The sequence below is a fragment of the Polyangium jinanense genome, from assembly GCF_028435365.1.
Window position 1 is genome coordinate 46,267 of sequence record NZ_JAGTJJ010000012.1, and the last position, 16,851, is coordinate 63,117.

11 protein-coding genes are annotated in these 16,851 nt (G+C 69.3%); 6 read left to right on the forward strand and 5 right to left on the reverse strand.

The window, feature by feature from the left end; translation table 11 throughout:
- Positions 1-256: 256 nt before the first annotated feature.
- The 4 genes from KEG57_RS21950 to KEG57_RS21965 all read left to right on the forward strand — a co-directional run bounded on the left by KEG57_RS21950 (position 257) and on the right by KEG57_RS21965 (position 8,037).
- Complete coding sequence (locus tag KEG57_RS21950) at positions 257-3,187, forward strand: PD-(D/E)XK nuclease family protein (protein ID WP_272458774.1); 2,931 nt, start codon at positions 257-259, stop codon at positions 3,185-3,187.
- A complete protein-coding gene (locus KEG57_RS21955; RefSeq protein ID WP_272420994.1) occupies positions 3,184-6,993 on the forward strand; it encodes a UvrD-helicase domain-containing protein in 3,810 nt (1,269 codons plus the stop codon). The genes KEG57_RS21950 and KEG57_RS21955 overlap by 4 nt, the downstream gene beginning before the upstream one ends.
- A 330-nt stretch (positions 6,994-7,323) precedes the next feature.
- Positions 7,324-7,647: a four helix bundle protein gene (locus tag KEG57_RS21960; protein ID WP_272420995.1), complete on the forward strand. Its 324-nt coding sequence runs from the start codon at positions 7,324-7,326 to the stop codon at positions 7,645-7,647.
- Positions 7,648-7,878: 231 nt separating this feature from the next.
- Positions 7,879-8,037, forward strand: a complete 159-nt coding sequence (locus KEG57_RS21965) for an RNA polymerase sigma factor (protein ID WP_272420996.1) — start codon at positions 7,879-7,881, stop codon at positions 8,035-8,037.
- Between the two features lie 78 nt (positions 8,038-8,115).
- Here KEG57_RS21965 and KEG57_RS21970 read toward each other — a convergent pair whose 3' ends face one another.
- From KEG57_RS21970 to KEG57_RS21985, 4 genes are all read right to left on the reverse strand, one after another.
- Positions 8,116-8,796 (reverse strand): hypothetical protein, encoded by a 681-nt coding sequence (locus KEG57_RS21970; RefSeq protein ID WP_272420997.1) that lies wholly within the window; start codon positions 8,794-8,796, stop codon positions 8,116-8,118.
- A gap of 143 nt (positions 8,797-8,939) precedes the next feature.
- On the reverse strand, positions 8,940-9,260 hold the full coding sequence (locus KEG57_RS21975) for a ribonuclease E inhibitor RraB (RefSeq protein ID WP_272458775.1): 321 nt from the start codon (positions 9,258-9,260) through the stop codon (positions 8,940-8,942).
- Between the two features lie 5 nt (positions 9,261-9,265).
- Entirely contained in the window at positions 9,266-10,744 is a 1,479-nt protein-coding gene (locus tag KEG57_RS21980; RefSeq protein ID WP_272420999.1) for a hypothetical protein, read from the reverse strand.
- A gap of 592 nt (positions 10,745-11,336) precedes the next feature.
- Positions 11,337-12,629 carry an EAL domain-containing protein gene (locus tag KEG57_RS21985; RefSeq protein WP_272421000.1) on the reverse strand — a complete coding sequence of 431 codons (1,293 nt, stop codon included), beginning with the start codon at positions 12,627-12,629 and terminating at the stop codon, positions 11,337-11,339.
- Positions 12,630-12,793: 164 nt separating this feature from the next.
- On the opposite strand from KEG57_RS21985, the gene KEG57_RS21990 reads away from it, so the two are divergent.
- On the forward strand, positions 12,794-14,590 hold the full coding sequence (locus KEG57_RS21990) for a phospholipase D-like domain-containing protein (protein WP_272421001.1): 1,797 nt from the start codon (positions 12,794-12,796) through the stop codon (positions 14,588-14,590).
- A 60-nt stretch (positions 14,591-14,650) separates the two neighbouring features.
- The gene (locus KEG57_RS21995; RefSeq protein WP_272421002.1) at positions 14,651-15,316 is read left to right on the forward strand and encodes a hypothetical protein; all 666 of its coding nucleotides are present in this window, start codon (positions 14,651-14,653) and stop codon (positions 15,314-15,316) included.
- 7 nt (positions 15,317-15,323) lie between these two features.
- Here the strand turns inward: KEG57_RS21995 and KEG57_RS22000 are convergent, their stop codons facing one another.
- A complete protein-coding gene (locus tag KEG57_RS22000) occupies positions 15,324-16,850 on the reverse strand; it encodes a DUF2330 domain-containing protein (protein WP_272421003.1) in 1,527 nt (508 codons plus the stop codon).
- Position 16,851: the final 1 nt, after the last annotated feature.

Consider the following 16,851-nt stretch of genomic DNA (forward strand, 5'->3'; position numbering starts at 1 on the left):
AGGCTTGAGCCTCCAATGGAGGGCCGTGGGTCCCGGCACCCGCTGGTGTGCGGAGCAACACCCATCGGCCCCTGCTCCCCCAACCCTGGCAAACCCCCCACCCCCGTCCTCGGTTTCACCGGCCGTCCCCCCGGGAAACCTCTTGCCGCGGGATCCCCCCCCTGCCAAAAAGGCGCCCCTGTTTCTCGCGCCGACCGATCGCCACGTCGAGCTCGCTCTTGCTGCGCCGGGCCAAGCTGCTCGTGGCGCCAGGACCTTGCGCACCTTCGTGCAGGGCGCCCTTGCCATGGTCGAGCCGGATTGTGGCCTCGCTTCGAGTGCCGTCACCCGCCTCGTCTCCCGCGTCGCCCTCGAAGCGGGCCCCGTCGCCGGCCTCGATCTTCCCGACGCACCGGCCGAGCGGGTCGCGTTTGCCGACGTCATCGACTCCGCCCTTGGCCGCCTTCGCCGCGCCGGCGTTCGGCCGGACCACCTTTTCCAGGCCGAAGGCCCCCAGGCCGCGCTCCTCGCCGAGGTCATGCGCCGCGCCGATGAAATCCTCGCGCAAAAGAGCCTCGTCGACCCGCGCAGCGCCGGGTTCGTCCTGTCTCGTGCCCTCCGCCGCGGCCCTTGTGACGCCCTCCTCCAGGAAATGTCGGCGTACGACGTCACCCTCTCCGGCCTCCTCGCCTTCGAGGCCGACGACCTCTCCTGGCTGGAGGCCTTGCATGCCCGCGCACGCGAGGCCGGCGGCCGTGGGCTCGTCGTCGAGATGCCGCTCTTCTCGGGGGAATCCCTGTTCGACCCGACCGACCTCGACGAGGAGGCCGTCGGGGGTGTCGCCACCGTCCTCGAAAAACGCTGGGCCGAGCTCACGTTCGGGCCCTCGATCGATTGGAGCCCCCTCAACGACGGCGCCGCCTCCCTCGTATTGCGCGCCGCCGGCCCCGAAGGCGAAGCCCGCGCCGTCGCCGCCGAGGTTTTGAGCGCGCTCGGCAGTGGCGTCCCGCCCGAATCCATTGCGATCCTCGTCCCCGCTCTCGACGACGGCACCCTCGATCCGCTCCGCGCCGCCCTCTCCGACGCCCGCATTCCTTTTCACGAGCCGCGTGGCCCCTCGCCCGACGCCTCGCCCGAAGGCCGCGCCGCGCTCGGCCTTTTTGCGCTCGCGTCCGGGCCCGTCACCCGCGAACGCGTGATCGATATCCTCCGTGCCCCCGGCCTTCATTCCGGTATCTGGGTCTCCGAGCGCGCCGAGCGCGACGCCGAGGCGAAGGCCGCATTGCTCGCGCACAGGCTGCGCGACGTCCCCGTCGAGGTCGATCGCACTGGCACATTGCTCGTCGAGAATCTCCGCGCCGTCATCGAAGCCGCGGGCGATGGGGACGAGGCCTGGATGCCGGATGCGCTCACGCGAATGCTGGAAAGCATCGCGCTCCTCGCCGGGGGAACCACCCGGGCCGAGATTGCCGCGAGGTTTGGCGCCCTTTGCGACAAACTCGATCTCGGAAGGCCTTCGATGGGCGAGCTTGGCGCGGCGCTCCGCGTCGAGGCGCTCCGGGGTCGATCCCTCGCGCTCAAGGCCATTGGCGAAGGACAAGCGGCAGTGCGGGCCATTCGCGACGCCACGCGCGCCGTCGTCGAAGCGGCCGCCATGCTCGGCCTCGAGGCTGCGCCGTCCCGCGTCGAGGAGCTTTATGCCGAGGTGCGTCGTGCGGGCGCGACGCAGGGCCGGTCCGACGGCGGCGGCAGCCGGGCCAGCGCCGTCCGGATCGCCCGACCTTCCGAGCTTTGTGGGATCCGGTACGAGGTACTGATCGTCACGGGCCTCGGCCCGGGTGGGTACGGGCCGGAGGCGGACGGTGGGCTCATCGACGAACGGCTCTGGTCCACGCTGCCGGCCTCGGCGCGTCCGCCGACGTCACGCGAGCGGGACCGCATCCGCCGCGCCGAGCTCGCGTGGGCCATGGGCGGAGCGCGTCGTGTCGTGCTCGCGTACAGCACCACCGACGACGAGGCGGCCCCGCACCCGACCGTCACGCGCGCGCTCAAATCGCAGATCACCGAGCGTGTCGAGCCCTCCTCGCGTGTGTCGCGGGCGGCCTCGCGGATCGATCCACGCGGGGCTGAGCTCGTCGCGCTCTCGGCGGGCTCGCTCCCGGCGCCGCTCATCGCGGATCGTGTCTCCATCGAGCGCGCGCGCCTTGCGTTTTTCCTCGATCCACGCGCGGACGCGGGGCCCTTCACGGGCCGGATCGACCCGGCCGATCCCGAGCTCGCCGCGCACCTCCGCGCGTGCGTGGGCGGCGACATGCCCTCGCGGCCGATCGCGGTCACGCATATCGAGAAGGCCGCGGGCTGCGCGTTCGCGGGGTTCGCGCGGCGCGTGTGGAAGACGCGTCGCCAGGAGGACGCGCTCGAAGCGGCGGATCCACGCGAGCGAGGCACGCAGGTGCACGCGGCCACGGCGGCGGCGTTCCAGGCGGCGTGGGAGGCGGGCGGGCGGGCGAACCGGCGCAAGGCGCTCGAAGCGGCGCGCGAGGCGGCGATGCGCGCGGTCGGCGCGGACAAGGAGGCGGCGCCGCTCCGGCGGGAACTTCTGATCGCGGCCGTCGACGTCGCGCTTGGCTTCGTCGCGCACGGGCTCGAGGAGCAGGGTTTTTCGTTCGCGCTCGCGGAACAACCGTTCGGCCCGTCGGTCGAGGCACCGTGGGACGCGCTCCCGATCGCGCCGATGCAGGGGGAAGGGGAGGGGGACCGAGCGCCGGGGCCCTCGGTCTTCGTCGAGGGCAAGATCGACCGCGTCGATCGAGGCGACGGCGGCAAGAGCGCGGCGCGCGTCGTCGACTACAAGACGGGGCAGATCCCGAGCAAGAGCGAGCAGGGAACCTTGCACCTCCAACTGCCGCTCTACGCAGCCGCCGTGGCGCGGGCGACGGGCGCCGAGGAGGTGCAGGCGCTCTACCTCGGCGCGGACAAGCGTGGCGAGATCAAGGCCTCACCGGCGAAGGACATGGACCGGCGCGCGATCGCGGACAAACGGATCGACGCGGAGCGCACGGCCCGCAAGGTGGTGCTCTCGCTCTGGGACGGCCACATCGAGCCGCGTCCCGTGAAGGGGGACCTCTGCGATCGGTGTGACGCGCGGGACGTCTGCCGCAGGCCGGCCGTGGTGCCGGGCGAGGCGGACGAGGAGGGCGGCGGATGACGTTGCCCCCCGAAGACGCGCTCCTCTACGCCTTCCGGCGCAACATCGTCGTCGCCGCGAGCGCGGGCACCGGCAAGACGTACCGGCTCACGGCCCTTTACGTCCTGCTCACGCTCGGGCTCACCTCGATGGGGAAGGCCGACGGTGACGAACCCGCCGAGCCGATCCCGCCCGAGCGGATCGTCGCGACGACCTTTTCGCGCGCCGCGGCGCAAGAAATCGCAGCCCGCGTGCAGGCGGCGTTGTCCGAGATCGCGGCGTGGGACGAGGAAGGAGCGCAGCCGAAGCTCGCGGCGATCATCGAGGCGCGACGCGCAGCCATCGCGGATCCGCCGTCGATCCACGAGCTCAAGCGCCGCGCGGCCGACGCGCTCGGCCGTTCCGCGGGCGCGCGCATCGACACGCTGCACGGCCTCGCGCAGCAGATCGTCCGCACGCATGCGCTCGCGCTCGGCGTCGATCCGCAGGCGCGCGTGGTCGAGGAAGACGAGGCGCAGGCGCTCGCGGATCTCGCGGTGGATGAAGCGCTCTCGGCCGCACTCTCGGCGGGCGGCGATCGAGCCGAAGCGGCGCGCGCGCTCGTCGCCGCCGCGAACGGCGTGTGGGGCGCGCGCAAGCAGGTCGCGAGCCTCTGCGACCGCCTCGACGAAGAGGGCCTCTTGCCCTCGGAGCTCCTGCTCGCCGAACACGAAGGCGGCGCGCGCTCCCTCCGCGCCTCGCTCGACTCCATCGTCGCCACCTGCGTCGCGGGCGGACAACGCACCAAAGACGCGGCCGCCGTCCTCGCGCGTGCCCTCGCGCAGGGCGGCCCCGGCGAGCTCTTCCCGGCCGTGGCCGAAGAGCCGCTCCGCGAGCTCTTCACCATCGCCATGCGCGGCAAGACGAGCGACGCCGACAAGGAGTTCGCCGCCTTCCGCGAAGAGCTCCCCGGCGACAGCAACGCCGAGCGCGCCGCGGGCCTCATCGCCATCCTCCGCGAAGCGCCGCATCTCTCGGTTCGCGAGCGTGGCATCGTCGCCCTCCTCGAAGACGCGCGCACCCGCCTCGGCGCCCTCCGCCGGCAGGAAGGCCTCCTGAGCTTCGGCGACATGCTCCGCATGGCTCGCGACGGCCTCCGTGATCGCCCCGAGATCGCCGCGCAGGTCCGCGCTTCCATCGACGCGCTCCTCGTCGACGAGTTCCAGGACACGAGCCGCGCGCAACGCGACATCGTTTATCTCCTCCGCGAGCGCGAGGACAGCGCTCGCCCACCCGGCCGCGCGCCCATCGCGGAAAACCTCGTCGCGCACGGCCTCTTCCTCGTCGGCGACCGCAAGCAATCCATCTACGGCTTCCGCGGCGCCGACGTCGCCGTCTTCTCGCGCATCACGGGCGAGCTCTGCGGCCCGCTCGCTCGCGAAGCCCTCGCCCTCGCGCCCGAGATCTGCGCCCCCGAGGCCCGCGCCGACCTCGTCGCCCTCCGCGAGAGCCGCCGCAGCGGCGGCAAGATCCTCGACTTCGTCAACGCCTTCTCCGCCCACGATTTCCACGCGCCGGGGGATGCGCATCCGCGCGACTTCGAGGTCGTCTACGGCCCCGCCGATCACCTCGTCCCGGTCACGGAAGCGCAGGGCGCAGGCGAAGTCGTGCTCGTCGACGACGACGGCGCCTCACCACCCGACGCCGAGCCCGTCGTCCGCGGCGCCACGCGCTCCATGCGTGAAGCCTTCGTCGCCGCGGCCTTCGCCGCGCGCTTCGTCCGGAGCGGTGAGGGCTCCTTCCGCGACATCGCCATCCTCGCACGTCGCCGGAAGACCCTCCCGCTCCTGGAGCTCGCGCTCGCCCGCATCGACGTCCCGCATGTCGTCGCGGGCCGCGCGCTCTTCGACACCTCCGAGGTCCGCGACGTCGCCGCGGTCCTTCGCCTCCTCGTCGATCGCCGCGACCGCCTCGCGCTCGCGACCGTCCTCCGCGGCCCCGCCGTCGGTTTGTCCGACGCCGCGCTCGCGTGGCTCGGCGCGCCCAAAACGGGGTTGTCATTGCCACTCGAACGATCGGACGCCCCGCGACTGCTCCCGACCTTGCCCGCCTGGGAAAAGCTCGGTCCCGCGGATCGCACGCGCCTCGAAGACTTCGTCCGCCGCTTCGTCGAGCTGCGCCGCGCGGCCCTCCGCCTTCATCCAGGCGAAGCGATCCGCGCGGCCGTCGCGGCCTTCGATCTCGATCGCGTCTTCGCCTCGATGCCTCGTCCCGAGATGCGCATCGGCCACGTCGATCGCCTCCTCGGCGTCGCGCGGCGTCGCGGCGGCTCGCTCCCAGGCTTCGTTCGCTGGCTCGATCGCCGCATGCGCGACGACTCCGACGAGCGCGACGAGGCCACCTTCGCCGAGGAGGAAGACGCCATCCGCCTCATGACGATCCACGCGAGCAAGGGCCTCGACTTCCCCGTGGTGATCGTCCTCGACCTCGACGCGGGCGTCTCACCGCGGCCCTCGGGCCTCCAGATCGCCTCCCTCGGCGGCCCCAAGCCCACGCTGATCCTGCGGCATCACGCATCGAGGCCCGATCCGCTCTCCGACACGATGCTCGCGCGGCTCGAACGAGGCGAGCGGCCCGTGCTCGATTCGCTCCGCACCGAAGCGCAGGCGAAAGCAGACGAGCTCGCCCGCGCGCGCGAGCTCGCCGAACGGCAACGCCTCACGTACGTCGCCATCACGCGGCCAAAGCGCGCCCTCGTCATGATCGGCGTCCCCGATCCGCCCGAAGGCGCCCGCAAGCGCGCGAAGGGCGGCTCCGCATTCGAGTCCCTCAAAGACGGCCTCACGAAGCCCGCCCTGAAGGACGCAATCACCCGCCGCGAGCAAGCCTCGGCCCTGCTCGCCGATCCCCACGCGCAGCCTCGCGAAGCACGGCACGGCGCCGTCTCCCCGACCGGCCCTGCGCCGCCGTGGCCCGAGCGCCCGCCCACCCGCACGATCTCCATCGCCACGACCCCGCTCTCGCTCTTCCAGGGCTGCCCGCGCCGCTTCCGTCTGCGTCAGCTCATGGGCTTCGACGAGCCCATCAGCACCGGCTACGTGGAGCTCCCCGGCGATCCCGCCGCCGAGCCGCTCGAGGTCGACACCGAAGCCGACCTCGATCCGCGCATCCGCGGCCTCGCAGCCCACGGCGTCCTCGAACGCTGGCCCCGCGAGGCCTTCGGTCGCCCCGTCGACGTCGCCGACGTCCGGCGCCGTCTCGCCCTCGCCGGCCTGCGCCCCGAGATGCCCGAGGCCTCACGCATCGCCGAAGGCATCGCGCGTTTCCTCGACGGCCCCTACACCCGCGCCATCCGTGATCAAGGCCTGCGTATGCTGCGCGAAGAACCGTTCGTGCTGACGATCGGTCTCTCCGCAGCCCCCGACGGTTCACCACGCGCCCTCGGTCTACGCGGCGCCGTCGACTTCGTGGTCTTTCGTCCGGACGGGACCGTCGACGTCATCGACTACAAGCTCTCGCGTCCGCGCTCGGACCTCTCGGTCTACGCGTTCCAGTTGCACGCATACGCGCTCAGCATGCACCGTCGCGAGCCGGAGCGGCGCATCCGCGCAGGCGTCGTTTTCCTCGCAGGCTCGTCGCCCGAGCCGATCTTCCTCGCTGCGGAGGGCGAAGACGGCACCATCACGAACGCAGAGCACGACCATTTCGCAAACGAGCTGAGGACGCTCGGCGAGCGTTTCGCCGAGGCACGCTGGGCCGACCGTTTCGACCCCGTTCCTCTGGATCGATGTCGCAAGCTGCACTGCGGCTTCGTCGGGGCCTGTTACGGGCCCGAGAGTACGTTGTAGCTGCCGCTGCCGCTGCCGCTGCCGCTTCCGCTTCCGCTGCCGCTTCCGCTGCCGCTTCCGCTTCCGCTGCCGCTTCCGCTTCCGCTTCCGCTTCCGCTTCCGCTTCCGCTTCCGGGGCTTTCGGGACGGTTGTTCTTTGTTTTCGTCCGGGGAGGTCGATTGTGCCCGCGTGCTCGGAAGGCGAAAGGCCGAGCCGTGCTCGCCGGGCTCGCCGTGCTCGCTTCGCTGCGCGCGGCTGCGCGCGGTGCGAGGCTTCGCCTCGCAGCCTTTCGCCTTCCTCCGCGCGCGGGCCGGGGTCCGGGGTCCCCGGTCGGGGATACGGAGGAAACAATGGCGCTCAGGATTTATAGCGTGGCGATCGAGATGCTCAGGACATTGCGACCGGTGATCGAACGAGTCGGGACCAAGGATCCGAATCTCGGGGATCAGCTACGGCGGGCGGCAACGAGTATTGCGCTGAACCTGAGCGAGGGCGCGTATTCGCAGGGAAGGAACGAACGGGCCCGGTGGTATACGGCAATGGGTTCGGCGGCGGAGGTTCGCGCGTGCCTGGAGGTAGCAGAAGCGCTCGGGTACATCGAGAAAGCGGACGAGAACCTGCTCGACACGCTCGACCGTATCGTAGCCACCCTGCATCGCCTCACACGTCGGTAATGACCCGGGCGTGACGCTCCCCGCAGGGCGGCACGCCTTCCAACGGCAGCGGAAGCGGAAGCGGAAGCGGAAGCGGAAGCGGAGGCGGAAGCGGAAGCGGAAGCGGAAGCGGAGGCGGAAGCGGCAGCGGCAGCAGCAGCGGCAGCGGCAGCGGCAGCGGCAGCGGCAGCGGCAGCGGCAGCGGGATGCTCCTGCAGGCGATGTATGGGATGTTTCGGCTCAAGCGATTCCTTGGGAAGCTCCGGCCACGCATCCGGGGCCGTGGTGCTGCCGTATCTGGAGGGCCGTTCGATCCGGGAGATCGCCGGATCGCTCGGGCTCCCGACGAAGACCGTCCATGGCCGCCTGCATCTCGCTCGGGAGCACCTGAAGACGCTCGCGCTCGCTTGACGCGCCGGCGAGTTCGCCGGCCCGCTCTCCCCGCTCCGCTGCTCCCTCCCGCCGCGTCTTTCCATCGAAGGAGCCGACTCAATCCGGATCCACGAGCGAAAGGACAGCCCGTAGACCAGCATTGGGTATGGCGAGCGCGGCGTACGCGACGAAGAGCTTCAGGGCGAGGCCGTGCTTCTTCGTGGTGAGCCAGTTTGCCCCAATGCGGAGCAGGCCCGTGAGCCAAAGCCCGCAGCCTGCGGCTACGGCCAGGCCGCACACGAAATCGATCCCTTTCACGCTTTGGGGCAGGGATGTAACGAATTGGCTCGTCGTTCCCGAGAATGCTGCCAGCCACATCAGCAGGGCGCCAAGGAGGCAGAACGGCGCCGTGACGACGAAGAGGAGTGGGAAACTCGCCATGACGAGGTACGCGCGCGTGTGATCGATCGTCACGGGTCCGCTCGCCCTGCGCCCCGCGCGATGGAGGAGGACGACCGCCGTGAGTGCTGCGGCGAGCACGGCGCAGGAGGGGCCCACGGAGCGGAGCACGATAAAACACGTGATCGACGGGGCAATTTTCTCTGCATGAAAGTAGCTCAGCGCGTAGGCGTACTCGAAACTCACCAGACAGCCTCCAACCAGCCCGACCACGGCGCCGATTGGGAAAGAGAGCCTCACCACCTTGTCGTAAGGCGAGACCACGTCGGGGAGCGCCGTGGCGGGCGGCGACGCGACAGGCGGCGCGTACGCCTGACCGAGGTCGAGTTTGTCGTCCATGTCTCAGCCCCGCACCCTACTCGATGGGTTTGTCGGGGTCAACAACCTCCGCGTTCGCCGCTCCCGCCTCGATCATGGCAAGCTCCTTGGGCGTCAGCGGGCGCAGTTGTCGGAGGAGAGTGCTTGCCCATTCTCGTCCGCACTCAGCCTCCGAATGTCCCCCATCCATCGGAGTACCCCCCCACCTCTGCGCCCAGTTCATCGAGCTCCCGCTGCGCAGCAACGACCGCCTCGTATGTGGGAACCATCCGTTTGGCGCAGTAGCAGATCCATTCCTCAGCTTCATCGTCGAATTCGAGCGACGGAGTATAGCCTCGCTTCGCCGCCAAACGCGCCAATTCCGCACCCGCAGCTTGATCCGGGACAGATACAACGAAGTCGATATCCATCGGCTTCGACATGTCGCATCGTGTCGCTATGCGACGCAGGGCAGCGCCATCGGCATCGTCGGGGTAATCCATCATTTCTCCTATTCGAGTAGCTTTTTCCCGGGAGATTCGATCTTGTTATAGTTATCAGGGCGAGCCGGGCCACCGTGTTCCTGTAGTCGACGCGCTTCTTCCTTGAAGGCTTCTTCCCCGTTCGGCGCGGGCCTCCAGTCCGTTGCTACATGCTGGTCTCCGGTTTTCCGCTCGATGCGACGACCGGATACCTGGGAGCGCTCTCGACTACCTTTCCCATCGTACGTTTTTCCACTGGCGTGCGTGTTCGTATATGATCCTGTTTCGCCGCTGCGGCTACTCCCCGACACGGGCCGCGTCGTCGTCGTGACGGTCGTCTCGTTGGGCGGCGCCACTGCCTTCGGCGTGCTCGCGACCGGAGCACTCGGCAGCTTCGGCTGCCGCAAGAACCCACCCGGCCCGCCCGCCGCGCTCGGCAGGAAGACCGGCATGCTTCGCAGCCTCTGCTGGGCCGCTCGCAGCGCCCTCGCCCCCGCGGTCTCCAGGGCCGACGCTCCCCCGGTGCCGACCATCAACAAGGCGTCCGCCAGGGCGTTCAGGATCGCGAATTTCAGCTCGGCATCCGCCCAGCCTTTGCCATACCCCTTGAGAAATGCCTCCCAGGCGATCTTGGCGAGCCCCTCGTCGTCGTACGTCGGCAGGTCCGGGATTGCATTCAGCTGTTTGGCCAGACCGGTCTGGATGTCCTCCACGAATCTGGCCCCCCTCCAAACCCCTAGATCGAAGATCCGCGCCTGTCCTCTCTGGATGGTGTCCCTCGTTTCCTCCGCCCTGCCGAGCGTCTCGCCCCATAGACGCCCGATCCGCTCACCGGTACGCCTCGCCTCCTCCTCGGCGTCCCTCCGCGCCAGGTTGGCTTTCTGCTCTTCATACGTTTTCCCGGGAGGAGGCGGCGGACACGGCACGTTCGTCCCAGGCGTGGGGGCGGGCGTGGGAGCCATTTGCCCGATGAAACGCTGATCGGGTGGCCTGTTTCGCGGCCTGTCGCAGGGCTTTATCGCCGACGTCCGCGTCACGGTTCGGACGGTCGTGCCCTTGGCCGGCCCGGCTTCCGGCTCTTTCGCCGCAATCTTCTCCGGCGGCGGCGGCGGTTTATCGCAGGGCAGATCCTGATACGCGAGCCCCAGGAGCCTCCGGCTCTCGGACGGCGCGAGGGGGTCATGAACGAAGACGGCCTTGACCGAAGGGTTTTCCAGGAGCTTTTCGAGCGGTTCGAACGCCGGTCGATGTACGCCGTCCCCGAGTTCGTACCAGTAACGCGCATTCGGGCCGACGCGGGGATGCCGCCGGCAGACGCGAAACACGCTCTTTCCGTGCAGCTCCTGCGCCCACCCCTCGGTATGCACGCCCGCCGCGCCGCACCCGAGGAGCCATGCCGCGACGCCAAAAGCGAAGAGCACCGGCAGCCCGAATCGAAAGAAGCGCAGAGCACCGATGATCCACAGACGCGGATGCAACGACGATGCGAGCGCGCGGCGCGAAGTCATGGAGACCCCTCCCTGGCAGGCAGCAAGAGTCCAGTGGCGACCCCAGGCTAGAAGATGGCGTTCAAGCCCACAAGGATGCAGGCGTGCGCTCCATTACCGACAAAACCGTTGACATCCCCTCCGAGATCAGCCCCAGGGCCGCCTCCGCGAACCACGGGGGATGCCGCGAGCGGTCCCGCCATGCCGTCTCCCAGGTCCACGCGCTGCCTCGTCAACTCCAGGCGGCTGTTTTTACGCCTTTCACCCCCTCTCCGCCGCGCAGAGAGGGGGTAGGGGGGTGAGGTTCGCGTGCAAACCGAGATCGGCGCGCTCCGAGTGGTGTTTGCAACGCGTGCAGAGGGCACAACGTACGTCGGAAACCCGGTTGCAACGCGTGCAGAGGGCACAACGTACGTTCGAAAAGCCGTTTGCAACGCGTGCAGAGGGCACAACGTACGTCGGAAACCCGTTTGCAACGCGTGCAGACGGCGCAACGTACGTTCGAAACCCGTTTGCAACGCGTGCACGCGGGGTCTGGTACGCTGTGATCAGCGTTTGCAACGCGTGCACGCGGGGTCCGGTGCGCTGCTAGCCCTTTCGGGCGGGGGGGAAGCTAGAACTCCCCGTCCGCGATCGCTCGCATCAGCACCTGCATCGTCACGATCCCCAGGTACCGACCGTGGTGCTCCACGATCACCGGATCGTACGTGCGTGGCTCGTCCCGCGACGTCGCGAGCCGCAGCGCGACCGGCAGCGGCGTCGCCTCGTCCACCCGCAACGGATGCGGATCCATCAGCGTAGCGATCGGAGAACCACCGCGGCGCGTATGCGAGAGCTCGTCCAGAAGCCGCTCCCGCGTCGCGAGCCCCAGCACGTGTCCCTCACAGTCCACCACCGGCAGCGCCGCGTACGTGGTCGATCGCCGCAGCGCCTCCGCGACCTCTCCCGCGGGCGTTCCTGGCAGCACGGACGCATGGGATCCGCGCAGCGCGCTGATCGTGCGCGGCGGTGGGATCGACCGCCCATCCCGCTCCGTTTGCCGCGCCGCGCGCCGCACGAGATCCTTCACGCTCGTCGTCAAAGGCGAAAGCTCCGGCGCAGGCCTCGCGAGCAGGTAGCCCTGACCAAGCTCCACGCCGCACGCGAGCAGCGCGTGCAGATCGTGTTCGTCCTCGATGCCCTCCGCGATCACCTGAATCCCCGCGCGCCGACCAAAATCCGCCAGCGACCGCACGAGGTGCGCGCGCAGCGGATCCCCCGAAAGGTGCCGCACGATCGCCTTGTCGAGCTTCAAAAAATGCGGCCGCACGCGCACGAGCGCCGTCAGCGACGCGTACCCCGCACCCACGTCGTCGAGCGCGATCCGAAACCCTTGGCTCGCGTAGTGCCGGACGATCCGTTCCAGACGATCGCTGTCGAGCACCGCGCCCGACTCCGTCAACTCGAGGACGATGCGCGTCGGCGCGACCCCATGCTCCTCCAGCAGCCGTCGCGTGAACCCCGCGCTGAACGCCGGGTCGTCGATCACCCGTGGATCGACGTTCAGGAAAAACACGCCCTCGGATCCGCCGCGCGCGAGCGTCTCGATCCCGATCTCGCGGAAGCGCCGGTCGACGGCCACGAGTCTTCCGTGCGAGTGCGCCATCTCGAGCAGCGCCTGCGGCCCCGACACACCACGCGCGTGCGCCTCGGACGCACCAGGACCGAGGCGTCCGAGCACCTCGCGCCCCATCACCTCGCCCGTGCCGAGATCCACGATCGGCTGGAAAGCCACGTGCAGGTGTTCACTCACGAGCAGATCGTCGAGCCAGGTCGCGGCGGTCGACACCGCGCCCGATCCTGGCGGGATCGTCCCGAGGGTATCCTCCCTCGCCGCCGCTTCTGCGCGCTGCTCACCGGCCTTCATCGGTAGGTCAATCCTCCGGTCTCCTCATACTACCGGTTTTTTTCGGGACGGTAGCATTCCCGTTTCTTGCGAACGTACGTACGCAGCCGTTCGTGGTTTTGCTCGCGTATGCACGCTTTCGAGTCTGCCCGCTCGGCTCTAGGGCTTTCCTTAGAGGAGGACGTATGCCGAGGGAACGGGCCACGTTCGATGTCCTGGTCACGACGCCTCACGGCGCGCCTGTCCAGGGTGCATCCGTGCGTCTCCTCGGCCCGCGGGGGGCCCTGGTAGCGGAGGAGTTCACGCCCGGCCGGAGCCGCGTCGTCTTGCCGCGGCGCGGCGATTACGAGCTCATCGTGGAGCCCGGGGCCTCGCCGTTCGAGCTCAAGCCGCTCCGCACCACGCTTTTCCTGACACCCGGCAAATGCGGGAGCTCCCTCGCCGCGATGAGCGGCCTCGATGGCGTGCGCTCCCGCGTCGAACGTATCGAATGCGCGGAAGGTCGCATCACGGTCCACGTCGTCCTCGATTACGTATGGTTTTCCCACATGGGGTATCCGCCGACGCTCGGCAATCGGGTGGACATCCTCGTCGACGGAGAGGACGGCTGGCGCGCGGTGGCCGAGGCGCTCCTGGAGGCGCGCCGCACGATTCGCGTCACCACGTGGGTCTACGAGCCGGAGCTCGAGCTCTTGCGCCCCGATCCACTCGCCGAGCCTGCCGATCGCGAGGCCTATACCATCCAGCGCATCCTCGAATCCCGGGCCCAGGCGTCCGTCACCGTGCAACTCCTTCTCTGGGATCCGCCCCTCTTGCCCATTCCCGGCGAGGCGCGGCGCGTCGCGCTCACCGAGGGAGACGGATTCGAGGTCCTCACCGAGAAAAACCCGACCGAGCGCCCGATCTTCGACGAACGTCATTCGCTGGGAAACTTCCTTTTCGGCGACGTCCAGATCGGCTCGTTTCACCAGAAAACCGTGGTCGTCGACGGTCGCATCGGGTTTTGCGGCGGCATGAACATGCGCCAGAACGACTGGGACACCCGGCATCACCGTCTCTTCGAGCCGGGCCGGTGCCGCTTCTCGCGGCCGGGCTCGTTCCGCGCCCGCGTCAAGGAAGGCCTCTGCGCCGCAGACCACCCGCCCCGCCACGATTTCGTGGCCCGTATCGAGGGCCCGAGCGTCGCCCACCTCGAAGAGAACTTCCGGGAGCGGTGGAATCGCCTCCTCGAGCGCGGCGCACCGAACGCCGAGCGCTCCACGCCCGTCCCCCCGCCCGAGCCCGCCGTGCTCCCCGAGGCGCCCGGGCGTGCTGTCGTGCAGGTCGTCCGCACCATGCCCGCGCCCCACACCGAGCGCGGCATTCTCGACGTCTACCTCCGCGCCGTCGCCGCCGCCCGCCGCCTCATTTACGTCGAGGACCAGTATTTCCGGTCCACCTACGTCAGCGAGGCGATCGTCGAAGCAGCCCGGAAAAACCCGCGCCTCGCGGTCCTCGTCATCACGAGCGAGGCGCAAGCGAACCACCCGCTCACCGGCGCGTGGAGCCACGCCTGCTTCGAGCGCATCCGCGAGGCCATCCCCGATTTCGAGCTCTACTCGCTGCGCTGCGCCGGCCGCGATGGGCGCGGCAAGCGCCGCGTCCAGGAGGTCGACCATCACGGCAAGTTGCTCCTCGTCGACGACGTGTTCGTCATGGTGGGGAGCTGCAACGTGAACGACCGCGGCTTCGAATACGAGGGCGAGTGCAACGTGGCCATCGTCGATCCGGCCTTCGCCGCCACGTTCCGCCTCGGCCTCTTCCGCGATTACCTCGGCGGCGATCCACGCCTCGGAAAGGACATCGAGCGCGACGTCGCGATCTTCCGCGAGCACGCCGCGCGTCATGCCGAGCGCCCGCCCGACGGCGATCCACACCCGTACGTCGTCCCGTTCGCCCCGCGCCCCCGCCGCTCGCAGATCTTCGGCCGCAGCGTCTTCTGACGCTCCCCGCGCGCCTCCCCCCTTGACGGACGCGCCTCGCTCCGATGTTCTCTCGCTGCCATGCAGATCGACCGCTCCCGATTTCTCCTCCTCACCGCGACCATGGCCTCCGGCGCGTGCGGCGGCGCCGCGCAACCCGGGGCCGGTGATCCCGTCGTCGCGGCGCCGGTCGTCACGTTGCCCGAGGAGGACAAACCCGCCGAATCCCGCACGACCGCAGGCTCGCCGGGCCAGCCGGGCGTGGGCGAGCCGAGCGAGGAGGTCCGCGCGACGCTCGAAGGGGCCGGCTCCTCGTCCGGCGACGAGCCTTCCGTGTGCGACGACGGCGGTCCGGCGCCGAAGGGGTGTGACACCCTGCGCGCGCCGGGGCCTCAATGCGAGAGCTTCATCGATACCCGCGACATGTGCGGCAAGCTCGCGCACGGGCTCAAGCCCCGCGTGGCGGAGAAGGTCGTCGATTGCCTGCTCGCGAAGAGCGGCAAGCAGTCGCTCTGCACCTTCGACATCGCGAACCAGTGCGGGATGTCGGCCGTGCGCAAGGCGTCGTGCATCGAGCCCTCCACGCAATCGGCGTGCGCCCCCGCCGTGAAGAGCTGCGGCGGCCGGCTCGCGATGAAGGATTGCCAGGCGCTCCTCTCGTCCGTGAACCGCAAGAACCGCGAGAACATGCTCGCCTGCGTGACCGAGGGTTGCTCGATCGATTATTGTATGTATTCGGTGGAATAGCGGGGGATCAAGCGGGCAGGGGAGAACGCGCGCCACGCAGGCGCCGCCGCGCGAGGGCGAGCATGCCCGCGCCGAGTGTCGAGAGGATCACGACGAACGTCCCGCGATCCTTGTTCGAGCCATTGCCGTTCTCGGGCAGGAGCGCCACGCCGGACGGGCAGATCGTCTCCACGTTCGTCGACGACCGCGCCCGGATTTCGTGCTCCACCTCGACCTGGTTCTCCGCAGGCTCGACCTCCAGATCCTTCACCAGCGCCGCGCGCGGCAGCCTCGCTTCGAGCCGCGTCAGCCACACGTCACTCGGGTGCAGGCCATTCAGCGCCGTCGCCACGTCGTCCAGCGTCGAATCCACGAGCTGGTCGTTCTCGCCGCATTCGAAGAGCCGCGCGTCGATCTCCCCCGCGGCCACCTCGCCGCAGGACGGATCATTCGACGGAACGCCTGCCGGACACGGATCCACGACCATCCGGTTGTCCTTCGCGAACGTGTTGAAGGTCGACACGCACGACTCGTCGGTCGTCTCCTTGTTGATCACGCCCTGGCCGACGTACCCCTCCGCGATCGTGCGCGCGGTGCGCGAGGGGAAGCCGAATTCGTCGACCTCCAGCGTGAGCTGCACATTCCCCCGCACCGCGCCTTCGATCGGCGCGAGCAGCGCCTGCGGTTTCGCGAACGTCGTGACCCACGTGGCGCCGTCGTTCGCCGCGAGCATCTTTTCCCGCAGCGTGGCGTAGTTCGAGGCGTTCGTCGAGAAATCCCACGACACGAGATCCGCCGGGACGAGCGCATTCGCGAAATTCTTCGCGCCCCATCGCCCCTCGGTGATCAAAAACAGCGTGATGTCCACGTTCGCCCCCGTGCCGACCGCGACCATGCGCAGCGGCAAGGTCGGGCTGATGCCGGGTTGCCATACGCGGACCGGCTTCATTTCGTTCACGCCTTTGCCCGGCTGCAGCCGGAGCGCGATGAAATCGAACCCCTCGTCGATGTACGCGTCGATCACCGGCGCCGTCTCCGGGGGAATCGTGTATCCGGCGGTCGTCAGCCAATCGTCGAGCACGCCCGGCGTCTCGGTGCTCAGCGTCACGGTCTCGAACGGCCCCACCGTGCCGCGGTGCACCACGGTCACGCCTCCGCCGTTCGGCGCGAACTCGCCTCCGACCCCCGCGAAATCGGCCTGCGCGCACCCGCAATCGAAATCGGGGCCATTGTTGCAGCTGATCGGCGGCGCGAACACCGTGGTCGACGTCGCCGCGTCCAGCGTCTCGAACCAGGCGTCGGTGGAGATCTCGATGACCGCGCCCGGCTTCACCGGCAAAAGCCAGCCCCAGCTCTCGGGGTCGCCGTCGTATCGGATCTGATCCCAGAGCACCGTCTGCTTCGGTGAGACCGAGAGCGCCATCCGGTGCGCGTTCACGATGGTGTTCACCATGGGCGGGACCACGCAGCCGCCGCACGCGTGGGCGTCGCTCGGCGCGAGCAACGCGGCGAGAGGGGCGGAGACGAGGAGGGTCGCAAGCAAGGATGTCTTCATG